This window comes from Bradyrhizobium sp. IC4059, from assembly GCF_020193615.1.
Classification (GTDB): Bacteria; Pseudomonadota; Alphaproteobacteria; order Rhizobiales; family Xanthobacteraceae; genus Bradyrhizobium; species Bradyrhizobium yuanmingense.
Window position 1 is genome coordinate 389,454 of record NZ_JADYVH010000007.1, and the last position, 16,831, is coordinate 406,284.

19 protein-coding genes are annotated in these 16,831 nt (G+C 63.8%); 9 read left to right on the forward strand and 10 right to left on the reverse strand.

Features of this window, described 5'->3' with window-relative positions; all coding sequences use genetic code 11:
• The first annotated feature begins 28 nt into the window (after positions 1 to 28).
• The 4 genes from I6F12_RS23805 to lpxK are packed head-to-tail and all read left to right on the forward strand — an operon-like array spanning position 29 to position 3,305.
• A complete protein-coding gene (locus I6F12_RS23805) occupies positions 29 to 271 on the forward strand; it encodes a DUF4170 domain-containing protein (RefSeq protein WP_225144898.1) in 243 nt (80 codons plus the stop codon).
• On the forward strand, positions 268 to 987 hold the full coding sequence (locus tag I6F12_RS23810; RefSeq protein WP_036039958.1) for a lysophospholipid acyltransferase family protein: 720 nt from the start codon (positions 268 to 270) through the stop codon (positions 985 to 987). Before I6F12_RS23805 ends, I6F12_RS23810 begins: the two co-directional genes overlap by 4 nt.
• Entirely contained in the window at positions 950 to 2,296 is a 1,347-nt protein-coding gene (locus I6F12_RS23815; protein ID WP_225144897.1) for a 3-deoxy-D-manno-octulosonic acid transferase, read from the forward strand. The genes I6F12_RS23810 and I6F12_RS23815 overlap by 38 nt, the downstream gene beginning before the upstream one ends.
• Positions 2,289 to 3,305 (forward strand): tetraacyldisaccharide 4'-kinase, encoded by a 1,017-nt coding sequence (lpxK, locus tag I6F12_RS23820; RefSeq protein ID WP_225157336.1) that lies wholly within the window; start codon positions 2,289 to 2,291, stop codon positions 3,303 to 3,305. Before I6F12_RS23815 ends, lpxK begins: the two co-directional genes overlap by 8 nt.
• Positions 3,306 to 3,622: 317 nt before the next feature.
• Here the strand turns inward: lpxK and I6F12_RS23825 are convergent, their stop codons facing one another.
• From I6F12_RS23825 to I6F12_RS23845, 5 genes are all read right to left on the reverse strand, one after another.
• A complete protein-coding gene (locus tag I6F12_RS23825; RefSeq protein WP_225157337.1) occupies positions 3,623 to 3,820 on the reverse strand; it encodes a hypothetical protein in 198 nt (65 codons plus the stop codon).
• Positions 3,821 to 4,160: 340 nt separating this feature from the next.
• Entirely contained in the window at positions 4,161 to 4,538 is a 378-nt protein-coding gene (locus I6F12_RS23830) for a TadE/TadG family type IV pilus assembly protein (RefSeq protein WP_225157338.1), read from the reverse strand.
• The gene (locus I6F12_RS23835) at positions 4,535 to 4,975 is read right to left on the reverse strand and encodes a TadE/TadG family type IV pilus assembly protein (RefSeq protein WP_036027076.1); all 441 of its coding nucleotides are present in this window, start codon (positions 4,973 to 4,975) and stop codon (positions 4,535 to 4,537) included. The genes I6F12_RS23830 and I6F12_RS23835 overlap by 4 nt, the downstream gene beginning before the upstream one ends.
• 74 nt (positions 4,976 to 5,049) lie before the next feature.
• The gene (locus tag I6F12_RS23840; RefSeq protein ID WP_225157339.1) at positions 5,050 to 6,285 is read right to left on the reverse strand and encodes a pilus assembly protein TadG-related protein; all 1,236 of its coding nucleotides are present in this window, start codon (positions 6,283 to 6,285) and stop codon (positions 5,050 to 5,052) included.
• 304 nt (positions 6,286 to 6,589) lie between these two features.
• Entirely contained in the window at positions 6,590 to 6,814 is a 225-nt protein-coding gene (locus I6F12_RS23845; RefSeq protein ID WP_036009228.1) for a DUF2093 domain-containing protein, read from the reverse strand.
• A gap of 194 nt (positions 6,815 to 7,008) precedes the next feature.
• Here I6F12_RS23845 and I6F12_RS23850 point away from each other — a divergent pair, with 194 nt between their 5' ends.
• Both I6F12_RS23850 and I6F12_RS23855 read left to right on the forward strand, forming a co-directional pair.
• Positions 7,009 to 7,803, forward strand: a complete 795-nt coding sequence (locus I6F12_RS23850; RefSeq protein WP_225157340.1) for a dienelactone hydrolase family protein — start codon at positions 7,009 to 7,011, stop codon at positions 7,801 to 7,803.
• A 64-nt stretch (positions 7,804 to 7,867) separates the two neighbouring features.
• A complete protein-coding gene (locus I6F12_RS23855; RefSeq protein WP_197424412.1) occupies positions 7,868 to 8,014 on the forward strand; it encodes a hypothetical protein in 147 nt (48 codons plus the stop codon).
• A 145-nt stretch (positions 8,015 to 8,159) separates the two neighbouring features.
• Here I6F12_RS23855 and xseA read toward each other — a convergent pair whose 3' ends face one another.
• Complete coding sequence (xseA, locus tag I6F12_RS23860) at positions 8,160 to 9,779, reverse strand: exodeoxyribonuclease VII large subunit (protein ID WP_225157341.1); 1,620 nt, start codon at positions 9,777 to 9,779, stop codon at positions 8,160 to 8,162.
• 169 nt (positions 9,780 to 9,948) lie between these two features.
• Between xseA and I6F12_RS23865 the strand changes: the two genes are divergently transcribed.
• From I6F12_RS23865 to I6F12_RS23875, 3 genes are all read left to right on the forward strand, one after another.
• Entirely contained in the window at positions 9,949 to 10,752 is an 804-nt protein-coding gene (locus tag I6F12_RS23865; RefSeq protein ID WP_225157342.1) for an acetoacetate decarboxylase family protein, read from the forward strand.
• 150 nt (positions 10,753 to 10,902) lie between these two features.
• On the forward strand, positions 10,903 to 12,078 hold the full coding sequence (locus tag I6F12_RS23870; RefSeq protein WP_225157375.1) for an ABC transporter substrate-binding protein: 1,176 nt from the start codon (positions 10,903 to 10,905) through the stop codon (positions 12,076 to 12,078).
• Complete coding sequence (locus tag I6F12_RS23875) at positions 12,075 to 12,830, forward strand: SDR family NAD(P)-dependent oxidoreductase (RefSeq protein ID WP_225157343.1); 756 nt, start codon at positions 12,075 to 12,077, stop codon at positions 12,828 to 12,830. The genes I6F12_RS23870 and I6F12_RS23875 overlap by 4 nt, the downstream gene beginning before the upstream one ends.
• Here I6F12_RS23875 and I6F12_RS23880 read toward each other — a convergent pair.
• From I6F12_RS23880 to I6F12_RS23895, 4 genes are all read right to left on the reverse strand, one after another.
• Positions 12,827 to 13,096, reverse strand: a complete 270-nt coding sequence (locus tag I6F12_RS23880) for a nuclear transport factor 2 family protein (RefSeq protein WP_081492967.1) — start codon at positions 13,094 to 13,096, stop codon at positions 12,827 to 12,829. The genes I6F12_RS23875 and I6F12_RS23880 overlap by 4 nt on opposite strands.
• A 379-nt stretch (positions 13,097 to 13,475) precedes the next feature.
• Positions 13,476 to 14,249: a YsnF/AvaK domain-containing protein gene (locus I6F12_RS23885; RefSeq protein WP_157786013.1), complete on the reverse strand. Its 774-nt coding sequence runs from the start codon at positions 14,247 to 14,249 to the stop codon at positions 13,476 to 13,478.
• 449 nt (positions 14,250 to 14,698) lie between these two features.
• Positions 14,699 to 15,637: a PhnA-like protein gene (locus I6F12_RS23890; RefSeq protein WP_225157344.1), complete on the reverse strand. Its 939-nt coding sequence runs from the start codon at positions 15,635 to 15,637 to the stop codon at positions 14,699 to 14,701.
• 425 nt (positions 15,638 to 16,062) lie between these two features.
• Positions 16,063 to 16,827 carry an IclR family transcriptional regulator gene (locus I6F12_RS23895; RefSeq protein WP_225157345.1) on the reverse strand — a complete coding sequence of 255 codons (765 nt, stop codon included), beginning with the start codon at positions 16,825 to 16,827 and terminating at the stop codon, positions 16,063 to 16,065.
• Positions 16,828 to 16,831 lie beyond the last annotated feature (4 nt).

The window sequence follows — 16,831 nt, forward strand, 5'->3', positions numbered from 1 at the left end:
GCCGGGCAGCCCCTTAGGAACAGAACTCATGCCAGATAGCGCCCCGCAACAACTGCTCCACCTCGTCATCGGCGGCGAGCTCGTCGATCTCAAGCACAACACCTTCAAGAATCTGGACGAGGTCGACATCGTCGGTCTGTATCCGAACTATGCCAGCGCCCACGCCGCCTGGCGGGCCAAGGCGCAGAGCACGGTCGACAATGCGCAGATGCGCTACTTCATCGTCCACCTGCATCGGCTGCTCGATCCGAATCAAGAACCGGCGCGTTGAAGAAACTGCTTCGCAATACGCTGCGAAGCAGCTGGTTTCAGCGTGCCGTCGGGGTCCTGGCGGCCGAATATCTGCGTCTGGTCTGGCGGACCAACACCTTCACCTTCGATCCGCCCGACGTCTACGAGCGCGTCGAGCCGCAGCTCCCTGCGATCTTCGCGTTCTGGCACGGCCAGCATTTCCTGACGCCCTTCATCAAGAACCAGAACAAGGCCTCCTATCGGGCCAAGGTGCTGATCTCCCGGCACCGCGACGGCGAGTTCAATGCGATCGCCGCCGAGCGGCTCGGGATCGGCACCATCCGCGGTTCCGGCGACCATGGCGGCGCGTTCCACCGCAAAGGTGGCGTCGGCGCCTTCAAGGAAATGGTGCGGACGCTCCAGGCCGGTTGTAATGTCGCGTTGACCGCCGATGTCCCCAAGCGCTCGCGCGTGGTCGGGCTCGGCATTATCATGCTGGCACGGGAATCGGGACGGCCGATCATGCCTTTCGCGATGGCGACCAGCCGCTTCGTCCGGCTCAAGAACTGGGATCGCACCACCATCAATTTGCCATTCGGGCGGGGCGCTTTGGTCGGCATCAAGGAAATCCACGTTCCCGCAGATGCCGACGCCGCCATGATGGAGACGTTGCGACAGGAGCTGGAAGACACGTTGAACGAGGCGACCCGGCGCGCCTATGCGCAGCTCGGCCGCCCGGGACCGGAAGATGCCTAAGTCGCTGCCCATTGCGCTGCCGATCACGCTGCGGATGTATCGGCGCCTGGCCGCCGGCCTGGTGCCACTCGCGCCTGCGCTGATCAAGCGGCGGCTGAAGCAGGGCAAGGAGGATCCCGCCCGCGTCGGCGAGCGGCGCGGCCTGTCCGCCGACGTGCGGCCGCACGGCCCGTTGGTCTGGATTCATGGTGCCAGCGTCGGCGAGGTCCTGGCGGCGGCCGCCCTGATCGAGCGCCTGCGCGATCTCAATCTGCGCATCCTGCTCACCTCGGGCACGGTCACCTCGGCCGCGGTCGTCGCAAAACGCTTTCCCCCCGACGTCATCCATCAATACGTGCCGTATGACTCGCCGCGCTACGTCGCGCGCTTCCTCGATCATTGGAAGCCGTCGCTGGCGCTGTTCATTGAATCCGATTTGTGGCCGAACCTGATCCTCGCCGGCGCGGCGCGCCGGGTGCCGATGGTGCTGATCAACGGGCGGATGTCGCCGCGTTCCTTCCCGCGCTGGCGCCGCATGCACGGCACCATCTCGGCGCTGCTGTCGCGGTTCGACATCTGTCTTGCGCAGTCGAGGAAAGATGCCGAGCGCTTTGCCGCGCTCGGCGGCCGCGACGTCGCGACGACGGGCAATCTCAAGCTCGACGTGCCCGCGCCGCCGGCCGACCCCGCCAAGCTCGAACGGCTGATGGCGATGACGCGCGGGCGTCCGATCATCGTCGCGGCCTCGACCCATCCGGGCGAGGACGAGATGCTGGTCGCGGCGCATCGCAGCCTGGTCGGCTTCTTCCCGCAGCTTCTCACCGTGATCGTGCCGCGGCACCCGGATCGCGGCTCATCGATCGCAGGCCTCGTCACGGCGTCGGGCCTGAAGCCCAGCTTGCGCTCGCGCGAGGAGCTGCCGACCGCGACGACCGACGTCTATGTCGCCGACACCATGGGCGAGCTCGGCCTGTTCTATCGGCTCTCGGGAATCGTGTTCATGGGCGGATCGCTGATCCACCATGGCGGGCAGAACCCGATCGAGGCGATCAAGCTGGGCGCCGCGATCGTCCACGGTCCGCACGTGTTCAACTTTGCCGACGTCTATGAAGCGCTCGATACCAGCGGCGGGGCGCGGCAAGCCGACACGCAGGAGGCGCTCGTCAAGCAGCTCGGCCAGTTGCTGGCCGATCCCACCATGCGCGACAAGATGCAGCGCGCAGGCACGGGCGTGGTCGAGCAGCTTGGCGGTGCGCTCGATCGCACCATGACCGCGCTCGAGCCGTATCTGCTGCAATTGCGGATCGAGATGGGGGCCGCCAATGCGTGAGCCGGCCTTTTGGTACCGGCCACGCTCCCTTCAATCGTACGCGCTATGGCCGCTCGGTGCGCTTTACGGCGCGTTCACTGCACGGCGCATGCTGCGCCAGGGCGTGGACGCCGGCATCCCCGTGATCTGTGTCGGCAACTACCATGTCGGCGGTGCCGGCAAGACCCCGACCGTGCTGGCCTTGACCAAGCTCTTGCGCGAGCTCGGCGAGACGCCGGTCGTGCTCAGCCGCGGCTATGGCGGGCGCCTGAAGGGTCCGGTGATGGTGGACCGCGAGCGTCACGATGCGGCCGACGTCGGCGATGAGCCCCTGATGATGTCGCGTGACGTCCCGGTCGTGGTCGCGCGCGACCGCCTCGACGGCGTCGCGCTGGCGAAGTCGCAAGGTGCCACCGTGATCCTGATGGATGACGGCTTCCAGAATCCTGCTCTGTTCAAGGATGCCTCGTTGATCGTGATTGACGGCGAGCGCGGCCTCGGCAACGGCGAGGTGTTTCCCGCAGGGCCCCTGCGCGCACCGCTCGCGGCGCAGCTCGCGCGCACCGATGCGCTGGTGCTGATCGGCGACGGCAATGCCGCCAACGACGTCGCGGCGGAGATCGCCAAGCGGAACAAGCCCGAGCTGCGCGCGCGCCTGAAGCCGGATGCGGCCTCGCTCGCGCAGCTGCTCGGCAAGCGGGTGTTCGCCTTCGCCGGCATCGGCGATCCAGAGCGTTTCTTCCGTACCCTGCGTGCGAGCGGGATCGACGTCGTTCGCACGCGCGCCTTCGCCGACCACCACATGTTTTCGGAAGGCGAGATCGCAGCGCTCGCAGCGGAGGCGCAGCGCGAGCAGCTCACGCTGGTGACCACGGAAAAGGATCTTGCACGCTTGCGCGTCAGCGCAGGCGTGCCTGACGGCATCGTGCCGTTCGCCGTTCAGCTCGAGTTCGATGACCTGGCGAAGCTGCGGCAATTGATCAGCGATCATCTATACAGAGCGCGCGAGCGAAGGTTCAGTGCGCGCTGATCTCGCAACGTGAGGCAACGTCTCTGCCCTGGTCGCGAAACGTGTCGTACTCGCCGCCGGAAAGCTGATCTGCGGATCCAAAGTGCAGCCGCCGCCGTCGGACGACGCGGCGGCTGTACTCATGTCGAAGTCGGAATCATGTCTGCAACGAGCCATGCTCACCACGCGCCGGCGGCCATCAATCCGATGATGGTCAGGCACGACATGCAGGCGACGACGACGGTGTAGCATTCGGGTGTATTCATTGCCGTCTCCCAAACTGTTGCCAATTGCTTGGTCACTGCTACGCGGGAGTGATCGCCGGTCTTGGAGCCGCTTCAATTCGGCAGGCCGAGACCGGTCTTGCGGTGCGAGTCCGTTCTCTCATCGTCACTCAGCGTCGCGGGATAATGATCCGGTGCGACAGCTTCAGCGCGCTCAGCTGCGATCAGAAGCTGTTTGCGCATCTCAGCGAGACGGGCGCGGCAATATTCACGATAGAGCAGGTCGAAAATGGCGGGCATGATCACCCCCATCGCTTGATTGTCGATTTACAGATATTCCACCGCGAATTTTCAAGGTGATCGTCGCCCGTCAGATGGCTCTTCGATATGAGCCCGTTCACAGACCGCGCCAATTCCAACGCTCGATGGCTGTTTGGTTGACCTGATCGTCTGTGCGATAAAAAAGAACAGGGCCAATTACCTAACCTGCACTATAGCAGTGCTTTGTTTCAGCAGAACTTCATCAAACAACTCTAGGGCGCGGAATTGCAACAAAGAATCCAACCACAGGGCGAAACGACTCACCCACGGCTGCAAGGAATGTAGAACGCAAGCGATTGGCATGGCAGAATCCATTTTTCTGTCGGCGACCTCAACTCGGGAAGCAGGCTCGCGCGGTCAGCGTGATCGGAGACAGGTTGATGATCTGCGGAAACTCGAATGAATAGCTCGCGCTGACCTGGTTGCCGCATGCGGCCGTGGCAAAGGTGAATGTCCCCGGGGGGAGCGTGAGGCCGTAGGCCTGCTGGGCAGCGTAGGTCGTGATCGCGCTGCTGCTCGGGCAGAGCGTGTTGTTGACGCTCGCGCAGCGCGCGGCCATTTCGCTGCCATGCTGGATTCCGAGCTGAGTCCAGAACAGCAATCCGCATTCGATGATCCCGAATATGAACAGGAAGAACACGGGAGCGGTCAGCGCAAATTCCAGCGCTGTGGTGCCCCGCGTGTCCTGCCATAATGCGGTGAGCTTCACTGCAGCCTCGTGGTGGACTGCGCGGTGTATGTGTAGGTAGCCGCCACGATCTGATAGTCGATGATCGTATAGTACGTCGCTTGCGCCGAGACCGTCGTATATGTCCCGGCCGGCGCACCGCCGGTGCAGACCGTTCCGCAGCTGGTGGCGCTCACGCCCGCACTCGTCGGACATCCGCAGAACTGGACCGGCGGAGGTGAAGCGGTAATGTTCGTCGCGCTGGTGGCACTTGCGACGGCGTTCGCGATGCCGCTCGTGTCGAAGCCGCGCGCAATCGCGTACTGGGCTCCCGCTTGCGCGGCATTTTCGACCTGCATCTTGCGATAGAGCGCGAGCCCGATGTCCGTGACCGAGACGACCATCAGGGACAGCAGGGGAACCAGGATGGCGAATTCGGCTGCCGCGACGCCCCGTTGATCGCCGGCAGCGATTCGCACATGCCGCGCCAGAGAACCGAGCAATCGACGGCCAAGCTTAAATGAGAAACTCTGGATCTGCATCGCTCCAAACCTCATTCGACGAGCTGCGCGGTTTGCGAACCGATCGTCGCGGTGCCGAGCGCGGTGCAATTGACCTGCAGGTTCGACGTGCCGCTGAACGTCAGCGTATCCGCGATGATCTTGGTGCAGGATGTGCTGGTGCCGTTGCCGCCGCTGAAGCTGAGATTGGCCTTTGGCAGGTAGATGGCACCGCCGAAATTCTGCGTAGCACCGCCGGTGAGATTGAAATTGGTCCCGGCCGGCATGTTGCGGTCGCCGTACATGACGATGCCCTTCGTTGGGCCGCTGGTCGGCCCGGTCAGGTCGACGCTCGCGTTGCTGCCGATCGAGGCGGTGCCCCAGTCGCTTCCGGAGCCCGTGAACACCAGGGTGACGCCGCTGCCGGTGATGGTGGCATTTCCGGCGACGCTCAAGCTGGCGCCATCAAGATAGTAGATGCCGGGATTGAGGTTCAGGACTGCGCCGGCGTTGACCGTGATGCTGCCCATGTAGCAGCCGGGGTCGAGCGAGTTTGTCTTTCCGTTGGCGTTGACCGTGATCTTGGCATTGCTGCAACTCGGCCGCATCGGGGGAGTGACGTCGGCGTAGGGATCGGCGACGGGCGTGATGTGCGTCTTGATTCCGTTGGTCGCCGTGATGCTGCTCGCGCCGGAGACGTCGCCAACCACGCCGACCTGGTTCGCCGCGACCGAGGCGCTGCCGGCGACGTTGAGCGAGGGGCTTGCGCTCGAGTTGCTGTAGAGATTGCACTTGATCAGGTTGAGCTGGTTGCCGCCGCTAACGTTGACAGCGGGGCTTGCGCTCCTGTTGAGCGCAAGGACGCAGCCCGTCCCGGAGTTGGGCAGCGCGACCGAGCGCGCGGTGATTGGTACGCGGTCCGAACCGAACAAGGCGGACAGCAGCCGACGCTGCGGTTGACTGACGATGACTTCGATGGCCTGTGCGTTCGACGCCTGACTGCCTGTTTTCGGTGGCTGGTTCACCGTGACAGTGACGTCGTTCGCGCCGTCGGTGTAGCCATAATTTGCCGCGACCGCCTTGGCTTCGGACCGGGGGTCGCCGCCTGCACTGGCAGCCGTCGCAGCGCTGACCGCGCCGGAATCGGCAACGCTCTGCATGTTCTTGTGCTTGTAGTACCACCAGCCCACTTCCGTTCCGAGGCCGGCGGTGCCGACCAGGACCGGCATGAGCAGCGCAGAAATGAGCACGTAGCTGCCCTGCTCGTCGCGGATGAACCGTTCGAGCAAGTGATCCTTTGCGCTCGAAGGTACACCGAACGAACGGCTGAAAATTCTCCGGAGGTCCATGCTTCCTGCCCGCTTGCCACTTTATCCCGAGGCAATGTGGTGCGGGCCGGCTTAAATGGGCCCCAATGGAAGCCTGACAATTTTAGATATCGGCGAACATTCAGCCGGCATTCATGGCCGCAATCCTATTGAATGAAGCCGCATCCAGGAGAAGTCAGATGGAATTGCACCCTGCAATTGTTACCGCCGGCATTATAGGTCTGCCGGTTTTACCCGCCTTACGAGAGTTGCGAGGGCCGAAGGATCACGGCTGCTTCAGCGCGCCGGGAAAATGCCGCTGCAGCACCGCGGTGGGCGTGGCATAGGCCTCCTGCAGATCGACGCTCCAGTACTTCAGCTCGTCGAGCGGGATGCGGACGTCGGTGATCGCGCAGCGCACGAAGGTCCCCGGCGAGATCACGCGGAAATCGCCGTCGAGATATTGCACCTGCGCTTCGCCATGGCCCGAGGGGCCGAACTTGTTCAGCACGGTCGAAAGTCTCCGTGGGAGGCCTCTCCATGGAAAGCCGTGGAAGGCACGATGTGTTGGACGGGATGTAGCATAGATGGGGTGGCTTGTCCGCCCGTTAAACCCACCGGTTCGTGATGATTTGCCGCCGTTTTCGCATGATAAGGCTTCAGTCGAAGGGGCGCCGGTTCCGGCAGCTCCTGCCGCAGAGTCCGATGCGCCTTCGCCTCGCCGCTTTGTTCCTGACGCTGCTGATGTCGGCCGCGCGCGCCGCCCCGGCGCCGCAGCCGGTCGAGATTCCGCTGGCGTCCGGGGTGCTCCATGCGCAGCTTTACAAGCCCGAGGGCAAGGGGCCGTTTCCGGCGGTGATCGCGCTGCACGGCTGCGGCGGGCTGGGTAGCCATTCCGATCCCGTGCTGCCGCGCTATCGCGAATGGGCCGAGCGCCTGCTTAAGGCGGGCAATGCCGTGCTGCTGCCCGACAGCTACGGCTCGCGCGAGCTCGGCCCGCAATGCCGCGTCAAGGAGATGCACGTCAAGGCGCGGCGCGAACGCGTCGGCGATATCGCGGCCGCGCGCGCCTGGCTGATGCAGCAGGCTTGGGTGGCGCAGGACCGCGTCAGCCTGATCGGCTGGGCCAATGGTGCGAGCGCGCTGCTCTGGGCCGTGCGTCCGCAGAGCGCGGGGCGCGATCCCGGTCCGGACTTCCGCGCCGCCATCGCGTTCTATCCGGATTGCCGGATCTCGGCGGGCCTCGGCTGGAGCACGCGGGTGCCGACGCTGGTCTTGATCGGCGCCGATGACGAGGTGTCGTCGCCGCCGGCCTGCCGCCAGATGGTGGACGGGGCGCGCGGCCGCAGCGCGTTGGCGCGCATCGTGGTCTATCCCGGCGCCGATCACGATTTCGACCGGGCCGGCGCGCCGCTGCACGCAGCCGCCGCGCCCGAGCACGGAGATGCCGAAGCCCGCGCCGCCTCGCAGAAGGACGTCGCGCAATGGCTGGCGCGGTGATGGCGGTGCCGTAGCACGTGCCCGCGCCATCATTCGACCACGATGTCGATTAAACGCATCTCACATGCATGGCCGCATCACGCTCTTCGCCTCCGCCCTGATCGTCTTCACCGTCGCGATCCTGCTGTTCGAAGCCCACGCCGGCCCCCACCGCGCGCCGGACCATTGCGGCTTCTGGACCACGATCGAGGCGGGATTATCGTGCCGCTGAAGTAGATTTGAATGGGCGACGCGCTGTCGCCACATCGTCATTGCGAGCGCAGCGAAGCAATCCAGACTCCCTCCGCGGAAGCAGTCTGGATTGCTTCGTCGCAAGGGCTCCTCGCAATGACGCGGATAGAGCCCGTCCTCCCTCCTCAGAACAAGCTGCCCTGATCCACCGGCTTGACCAATCGCCTCGGCGCGGGCTTCGTCTCCGCAGCCGGCTTCGGCTGCGCCGGTGCGCGCCTCTCCGCGGGCGCCGCACGATCCGCATCCGCCGTCGCGCCGACGCGGCCGTCCGCGAACTCGATCTCGATCCGCGCGCCGGGGCCGATCGCATCCGCCGCATGCACGGGATGGCCGGCCTCGTCGCGCACCAGCGCAAAGCCGCGCGCGAGCACGCTGCGATAGGACAGCGCGGAGAGCAGCTTGCCGCTGTTCTCGACCCGCGCCTCGAGCCGGTGCAGCAGCGTGACCAGCGCGCGCTGCGCCCGCTCAGTCAGACGATGCGTGCGCTCGCGCTGGCGGGCAATCGCGTTGCGCTGCGCCTGCGCATTCGCAAGTTTTGAGGCCCGCAGCCGCACCTCCAGTCCCGCAAAGCGGTCCCGCCGCCGCCGCAGCAGCGAGCGCGTGGAGAGACCAAGCCGCTCGCCGCACACGGTGAGCCGATGATCGGCCTGCGAGATTTGGCCGTGCAGCACCCGCAGCGTCAGCTTCGAGCTTGCCGCGGTGAACCTGCGGAAATGCGCATGCGTGTTGGCCTTGAGGCAGCGGGGCAGGGACGCGCCCGCCGAATCCAGCCGCTGCCGCGGGATCGCGAGCAGGTCGCCGGCCGCCGGCAGCGCGCGCGCGGCGGCGCGCAGCTCGCTGCGGCGGCTCTCCTGGGCGCGTTGCCAACAGGCGCGGGTGCGACGGGCGAGATCGCCCACCTCGACGAACAAGTCGCTGCGAACGGGAACGGCCATCTCGGCCGCCGCCGTCGGCGTCGGCGCGCGCTTGTCGGCGACGAAATCGATCAGCGTGATGTCGGTCTCGTGCCCGACCGCCGAGATCAGCGGGATCATGCTCTCGGCCGCGGCGCGCACCACGATCTCCTCGTTGAACGACCAGAGGTCCTCCAGCGAGCCGCCGCCGCGCGCGACGATCAGCACATCGGGCCGCGGAATCCTGCCGCCCTCGGAGAGCGCGTTGAAGCCGCGGATCGCGGCCGCGACCTGCTCGGCCGAGCCGTCGCCCTGCACCTTGACCGGCCACACCAGCACGCGGCGGGGAAAGCGGTCCTCCAGCCGATGCAGGATGTCGCGGATGACGGCGCCGGTCGGCGAGGTCACGACGCCGATCACCTCCGGCAGCCACGGCAGCAGCTGCTTGCGCGCCTCGTCGAACAGGCCCTCGGCGGCGAGCTTCTTCTTGCGCTCCTCCATCAGCGCCATCAGCGCGCCGATGCCGGCCGGCTCCAGCGCCTCGATCACGATCTGGTACTTGGAGGAGCCCGGATAGGTCGTCAGCTTGCCGGTGGCGATGACCTCGAGCCCCTCCTGGGGCTTGAAGCGCATCCGGCTATGCACGCCCTTCCAGATCACCGCCTCGATCTTGGCGCTCTCGTCCTTGAGCGCGAAATAGCAATGGCCGGAGGAATGCGCCCCGCGGAAGCCGGAGATCTCGCCGCGGACGCGGACATGGCCGAAGGCGTCCTCGACCGTCCGCTTCAGGGACAGGGACAGTTCGGAGACGGTGAATTCAGGCGCGTTGAGCAGTTGTTCCGCAGGCGGCATAGCAAACGATTCGGCATTTCGGGGTCAGGCCCGACGTTAAGGATTTTCGCGCCGCAGCGCCAATCGATTCGGTAGACCCAAGGAACCGCAGCTTGGAAGGCAACTTGACTCGACCTAAATTTCATATATGAAATTTACAGATCATATATAAATCAGAGGAAGCGGCCCCATGGCTGTGGTCACCGATCCCGACGACCCGCGCGGACGCATGTTCGGGCAGTACCAGCTCAAGCCGAATAGCGGGGTCAATCCGCCCTATTCGCCGGCTTATCCGGTGGAGTGGGGCTGCACCTTGCGCACCGTCGAGATCATGACCCGTGTCGCGCCCGGCAAGGTCGCGACCTTGCTCGCAGAGACGCCGTTCGAAATCGCCAGCGACCGCGTGGCCTTTCGTTTCATGCGTTCGCCTGGGCATTCCCTCGCCGTGCACGCGGGCGAGATGTTCGATCTGATGATCTCGGTACCCGTGCGCTACAAGGGGCTGTTCACCGAGACGCATATCTTCATGTACTGCAGCGATCCCATGGGGATCTGCGCCGGACGCGAAGTGTTCGGCTACACCAAGAAAGATGCGCACTACGCGTTCGACGAGCATGCCGATGGATCGATCACTGGATGGGTCCGCCGCCGCGGCATTCCGCTCGCCGATTTCTCCTTCACGCCGGATCCGTCCGCGCCGGTCGTCCGCATCGTCGACGGCGAAGAGCTGCCGGCCGGCGAGATCCATGTGCGCCGTCTGCCGCATCCCGAGCGGCTCGGCACGGCCTATGCGGACATCGCCTATCGCCGCACGCCGTTGAAATATTCCAAGCCGGTGCCGGGCCGCGCCGCGATGACGCTGCACGCCAGCGCGTACGATCCGATCGCCGAGCTCGAGCCGGAAATCCTCGGCGCGCATTTCATGGTGTCGGACGTCTATGGCGGCGGATTCGAGGTCGAGGACCGCAGGCTCATCGAGCGCCTCACGCCCTGAACGACAAGATCAGCCTGCGTGCCATGTACATGCGGGCGGCGAAAATTGGGAAGAAACACGCACAAGGCAAAGGAGGGTCTGCACATGGCAGCACGATTTCGGGTGAGCCGCCGCCGGCTGTTGGCTGGCGCCGGCGGATTGGCGCTGGGCATGTCGGGGTTCGGTGCACGGGCGCAGGAGGCAAAGCCGCTCCGCATCGGCGTGCTGACGGACATGTCCAGCCTCTATGCCGATGTCACTGGTCCGGGCTCGCTGCTGGCGGCCAAAATGGCGGTCGAGGATTTCCAGGCGTCGTCTCCCAAGGTGACCCGGCCGATCGAGATCATCAGCGGCGACCACATGAACAAGGCCGATCTCGGCGCCAACATCGCGCGCGAGTGGATCGACCGGCAAGGCGTCGATGTCATCGTCGATGCGCCGAACTCGGCCGTCGCCCTCGCGGTGCGCAACGTCGTGCAGCAGAACAACAAGACGCTGTTGGTCTCCGGCGCCTCGTCGTCGGACCTGACCGGCAAGTCCTGCTCGCCCAATCTCGTGCACTGGACCTACGACACCTACGCGCTCTCGTCGGGTGTCGCGCGCGCCGTCGTCGAGAGCGGCGGCAAGAGCTGGTTCCTGCTCACGGCCGACTATGCCTTCGGCCATGCCATGGAGGGCGACATCAAGAACGTCGTGCAGAAATTCGGCGGCAAGGTTCTCGGCGGCGTCCGCACGCCGATCAACACGCAGGATTTCTCATCCTTCCTGTTGCAGGCGCAGTCTTCGAAGGCGGAAATCATCGCATTGATCAACGCCGGCGGCGACACCATCAACTCCATCAAGCAGGCCGTCGAATTCGGGATTCCGCAAGGCGGCCAGCGCGTGGTGGCGACGGTGCTGTATCTCAGCGACGTGCATTCGCTCGGCTTGAAGATTGCGCAGGGGCTGCAGTTCACCGAAGCTTTCTATTGGGATCTGAATGACGATACGCGTGCCTGGACCAAGCGATTCGCGCCGCGCAACAACGGCCGCTATCCGACCGCGCTGCATGCGGGTGCCTACGCCACGACGCTGCATTATCTGAAGGCCGTTGATGCGCTTGGCGCCTCCAGCGACGGCAAGGCGGTGGTCGAACAGATGAAGAAGCTGCCGACCGACGATCCTCTTTTCGGCAAGGGTAGCGTGCGCGCCGACGGTCGCAAGCTGCACAACATGTATCTGTTCGAGGTGAAGACCCCCAGCGATTCCAAATATTCCTGGGACTATTACAAGCTGGTCAAGACCATCGCGCCGTCCGAGGCCTGGCGGCCTGTGGCGGATGGCGGCTGCGAGTTCCTGAAGTCGTGAGTGGCACGGATCGGCCGGTCGCGCTGGTCACGGGCGGCGGGGGCGATATCGGGCGCGCCATTGCGCTAAAGTTGGGGCAGATGAGCGCTGCGGTCGCGATCGTCGACCGCGACGAAGCGGCTGCACGCGCCACCGCACAGCTGGTCGAGAAGGCCGGGGCAAGGGCGCTCGCCATCCGCGCGGATGTCTCCCTCGCTCAGGATACGATCGCATTCGTAGAGGCGACCGAAGCACGTCTGGGGCCGATCGGCATCTTCGCCAACAACGCGGGCATCGAGGGCGTCGTCGCTCCTCTTCACGAATATCCCGACGAAACGTTCGATCAATTGCTGCAGGTGAACGTCAAGGGCGTTTTTCTCGGCCTCAAGCACGTGATCGCCAGGATGATGCAACGCGGGACGGGCGCGATCATCAACACCGCATCGACGTCCGCGATCCGCGGACGTGCAGGGCTCGCAGGCTACGTCGCCTCCAAGCACGCCGTGCTCGGACTGACGCGCACGGCAGCGCTCGATGTCGCCGGAACGAAGATCAGGGTCAACGCCGTTCTGCCCGGTCCGGTCGAGTCGCGCATGATCCGGGAGTTGGAAGGCCAGGCGCGCGAGGGCGCCATCACAATGCGTCGAAATGCTGCGAGCGCGCACGGACGACCGCAGGACGTCGCGAACATCGTTGCCTTCCTCGCATCCGACGAGGCTGCTCACGTGAACGGCGCGGCCTGGATCGTCGATGCCGGCATGACCGCCGGTTAGAGCGTGAGCGTCCATTTTGAAATGCCCGTGTTTGCCATCGTATCCGCAAAATGCTCGGCGTCGCCGTAGTGAACATCCGGCAAGCCTTCAAAGCGCGTCGCGAGCCCGTCTCGTACGTTGCGTTTGCCTTCGAAGCGGGAGCCCCAAGGCTTGCTTCCCCTCGGCATCTCCAAGATACAATCGTCAGCAAAGAACTCCATGATGGAATCCAAGTCGTGCGCGTTGAACGCTTCACCCGGCGCCGTCAATTTCCATCGGATGTCCATCCTTCCCTCCATCGAGTTCTCGGAAGGGATACAATACCATAAGGGCACACAGGTGAGTTGAAGGGCCGATTAGACGTTTGGTCGATGTCGCCTTCGGGTCATCAGCGCCGTTTGGAAGCTCGGCCGGTCGCTCCCGCTCTGTCCCAACCAACGTGTACGCCGCCTGAACCTCGCCTAAGGGCCACAAGCGGCGGTCGAAGTGAGCACGGCCCCCGCGTCCGATCTACCGTGCATGTGAGCCAACAGCTGTGAGGCCGATGAAGTGCTGGCGCTTTCGCTCTGACGCACGACTATCTTAATATCCGAGCAAGTGAGAGCGGCCCAAAGCCGCCCTCACTCGCCACTGCCGATCTTTGATGCCGGCGGTTGATCAGCTAGCTCAACGCTCAGTCTTGTCGATGTCGGCCCTGGTTTTCTTCACCGTATCAGCAACTCTCTCAGTACGTTCGGCCGCTTCTTTGCGTACCACCAGTTCTTCACCGGCTCGAGTCTCCTTCTGGACTACGGGCTCCTCATGCAGCTCTCGCACCTCGTACTCCCGTTCCGTTGGTTGCCCTGTCGCAGCTCCCGTAGCTGGACGGCGCTCGATGACAGTTCGCTCATCGCGCAGTTGTACGTCCTTTTGTACAGGCTCCTCGACTACGTAAGTTCTTATATGCTTGACGGTTTCGGTGGCCCGTTTGCCCACCTTCAATTCTTCTTCCGGGAGAGGGATAACCTTCTCGGGTTCGTGGCCTTGAGAGTCATACCCTTCTTGCCTCACCGAGGGTCCTGACACTCCGCTTCCGACCGCTGTCGAGCCGCCCCCATTTTCTTCGTGGATCTCGACCGGATTGTACTCCTGCAGCACACCTTCGATGCGTTCGAGATCGGCCATGGTGGGAGCATCCACTAGCACCGACAATGCGGTGCCGCCCCTTTCCATGTGGCTTTCATACAGGCGGCGCTCGTCTGCCGGTACATCGCTTCCAAACAGCCAGTCCCAGAAACTTCCTCCATCCGAGCTTTCGCTTGCTCTTTCGCTGCTTGACTGTGATGGCTGATTGCTCAGCCTCACATGATCTGCTGGAACGCCTGAACCGACCACAGCACGGTACGCTTCCTCTGCATCGTTACGAGAGTTGTATACTGCTACCACGCATTGTCCTTGCATGTTTGCCTCCTCTATGGACGTGCGCCCAACGCCAGAGACAACGCATCGTTCTTAATTTTTTTCGCAAGGTTTGCGAAGCGCTCGCTATAGACGGGGCTGCCGGGCAACGACGCGAGCTTGGAGCTACCGCTCTTAGATTTGGACCGGCGGCGATGCGAGCATACTGTCAGGCTGCAAATCAGCTTATCGAACACTCACCTCGTCCTTAGTCCGACAAAACCCGGAGCGATTGCGTAACCATCCATGCCGCGAATGAAGCCACGGTCGCCAAAGACGATCGTTTGGAGCCGCTCGTCCGCGCGCGACCACGTTCCTGATCATCTGCCAGAGATGATGCATGATCAGGTCGCCTGCCTCAACGAACGAGGGACAAAGCGCTGAAGCGACGCCTTTCGGTGAGCTGACGAACTTGGTTGTTCAAGAGAAGTCAATTTCTCGGGTTGCTGTTGTCAACGACGGGAGATTTGCGCCGACACTGTTGGATTCACCGCACCGGCTTGGCCTGCAAAGAACGCCGCCAAAGCGCCCAGTAACAATGCCACTGCCGCGAACAATGCACCTTGTGAGACGCGCTTGGCAGCTGTATCCGCCGCCTGCTTTGCCTGCTCCTTCGTCTTGGCTACCGCATCCTTATATTGCTGTTGGTACTGACTGATCTGCGCCTTTGCTTCGTCTTGAGATATATTCTGAGCCTTGGCTAGAGCCTCGGCTGCCTTGTCGTTAGCCGCTGCCTGCTGAGAAGCGTCACCCGTTAGCGCCGCGCGGACGGCTGTGGCCGCGGCATCACGAAGCGCGGCGGGATCTTGCCCTCCCGAGGCGCCTTTAACTTTGCTTTCGATGGCAGCCATCGGGTCGCTAACATTGTTCAGCGTAGGCGCTGCCGCTTGAACTGACGTTTGGACCGACCCTCCCAGCGCTTTGCCCGCTCCGCCCAAAGCGGAAGATGCTGTGCTGAGAGCGCCACCAGCCAAGCCGGAAGCGGCGGAAGAAAGCAGATACATCACCGCCAGCGTTGAGACTGCCCATGACATTAATCCATGATAAGCCGTCGTTGAAGCAGACGCCTTGCCAGAAAGCCGACCGGCTATGTAGCCGCCCAGTGCCGCAGCCAGAATGCCGGAAACTATAAACCAGATACCTGCACCAACCGACATCGAGCTTGCGCTGGGCGTGCTACCTTCCCCAACGTCTACCGTGGATAAACCCACGCCAAGGCCGATCATGTTTAGAATAATCTGCATCACAAGCGCGATGGCTGCACCCGCGAAAACCGCGCCCCACGCAACCTGATTCAACATGATTGTGCGAATTTCGTCGGCGGGAACGACATCGCTCGTCTGAGGGGGCGTGCGGTGGCTTGAATGAACCATTTCGGGAGAGTTGGCCATGACGTTGATCCTTGAAGTCTGTTTGATGCCGCAACTTGCTTTTGCGTCCGACGTTCCTAAAATCGCAGACCTCAACTGCAAGCCCTTGCAGCACGGCCACTCAAATGCCCGCTAGCGTGCACCTCCGAACTGTCCCTCCGCCGAGTTCGAGCAGAGCGGCTCTCCGACTGGGGAAGTGAAGGCACAAGACTGCCCTGCTTCATTCACCTCCCAATGAGCGAAGCCGACCGTAGCAGGCAGGCGCAAATGTCCGCTCTGGTCAAAAGAGCCGGCTCGAACGACCCTGCGTCACTTCCGTTGTCCCCCCGATCAGCTGACCATATCTGAACCAAACCGAACTTCGCCATCGGGTCACAAGCTGCCGATCACGCCCAAAGGTCCGAGCTTCCGCTTTACTGGTAAGCCGACGTTTATGCGTCCACGTCCTAGGAAACGCCGCCGATCTTCTCGGATACGATCCTGGCCGCGCTGCGCAGCTCCGCGGCGATGGCGCTGGCTTCCGCGGCGGGGATTTGATCCTGCCTCACCAGCGGGACGGTCATCGCGGCCACTGCCCGGCCGGAGGCTTCGATGATCGGGCAGCTATAGGCAAGGATGCGCGTATAGCCATCGTCATTGGAGAAGTTTCCACCCTCCGAGGAAATGCGGTCGAGCGCCGCAAGCGCCTTCTTGGTGCTGATCCGGTCATTGGTCGCGATGACCTGCGCCAGCTCCTGGCGCCGGCCCTCGAGCTGAAAGGCCGCCAGAACCTTCGCCGACGCGTATTGCTGGGTGAGCGGAAACACCGCGCCGACCTTGACCGACCAGCCCATCAACCATTCCGGCTCGATCCGGGCGATCACCATGAACTGCTCGCCGTGCAGCACCGTCAGGTGGCAGGACAGTTGGACGCGCGAGGCGAGCTGCTCCATCACCGGCAGCGCCGCCTTCAGCAGCCGCTCGGTCGGCGGGAATTGCGAAGCGATCCGGAACAGCTTCAGCGTCAACGTGTATTCGCCGGTCGCGGGGTCGCGCGCGACATAGCCCCGGCGCTCCAGCGCCACCAGCATCCGGAAGATCTCGCTGACGGAGCGCCCGACGCGTTCGGCGAGTTGCTTCTGGCTCATCCCGCGTGCAGCGCCCGCCAGCGCCTCCAGAAGGTCCAGCCCTTTCTCCAGGGCGGGCGCGCCCGCTTGCGGCTTCTCAGTCATTCTT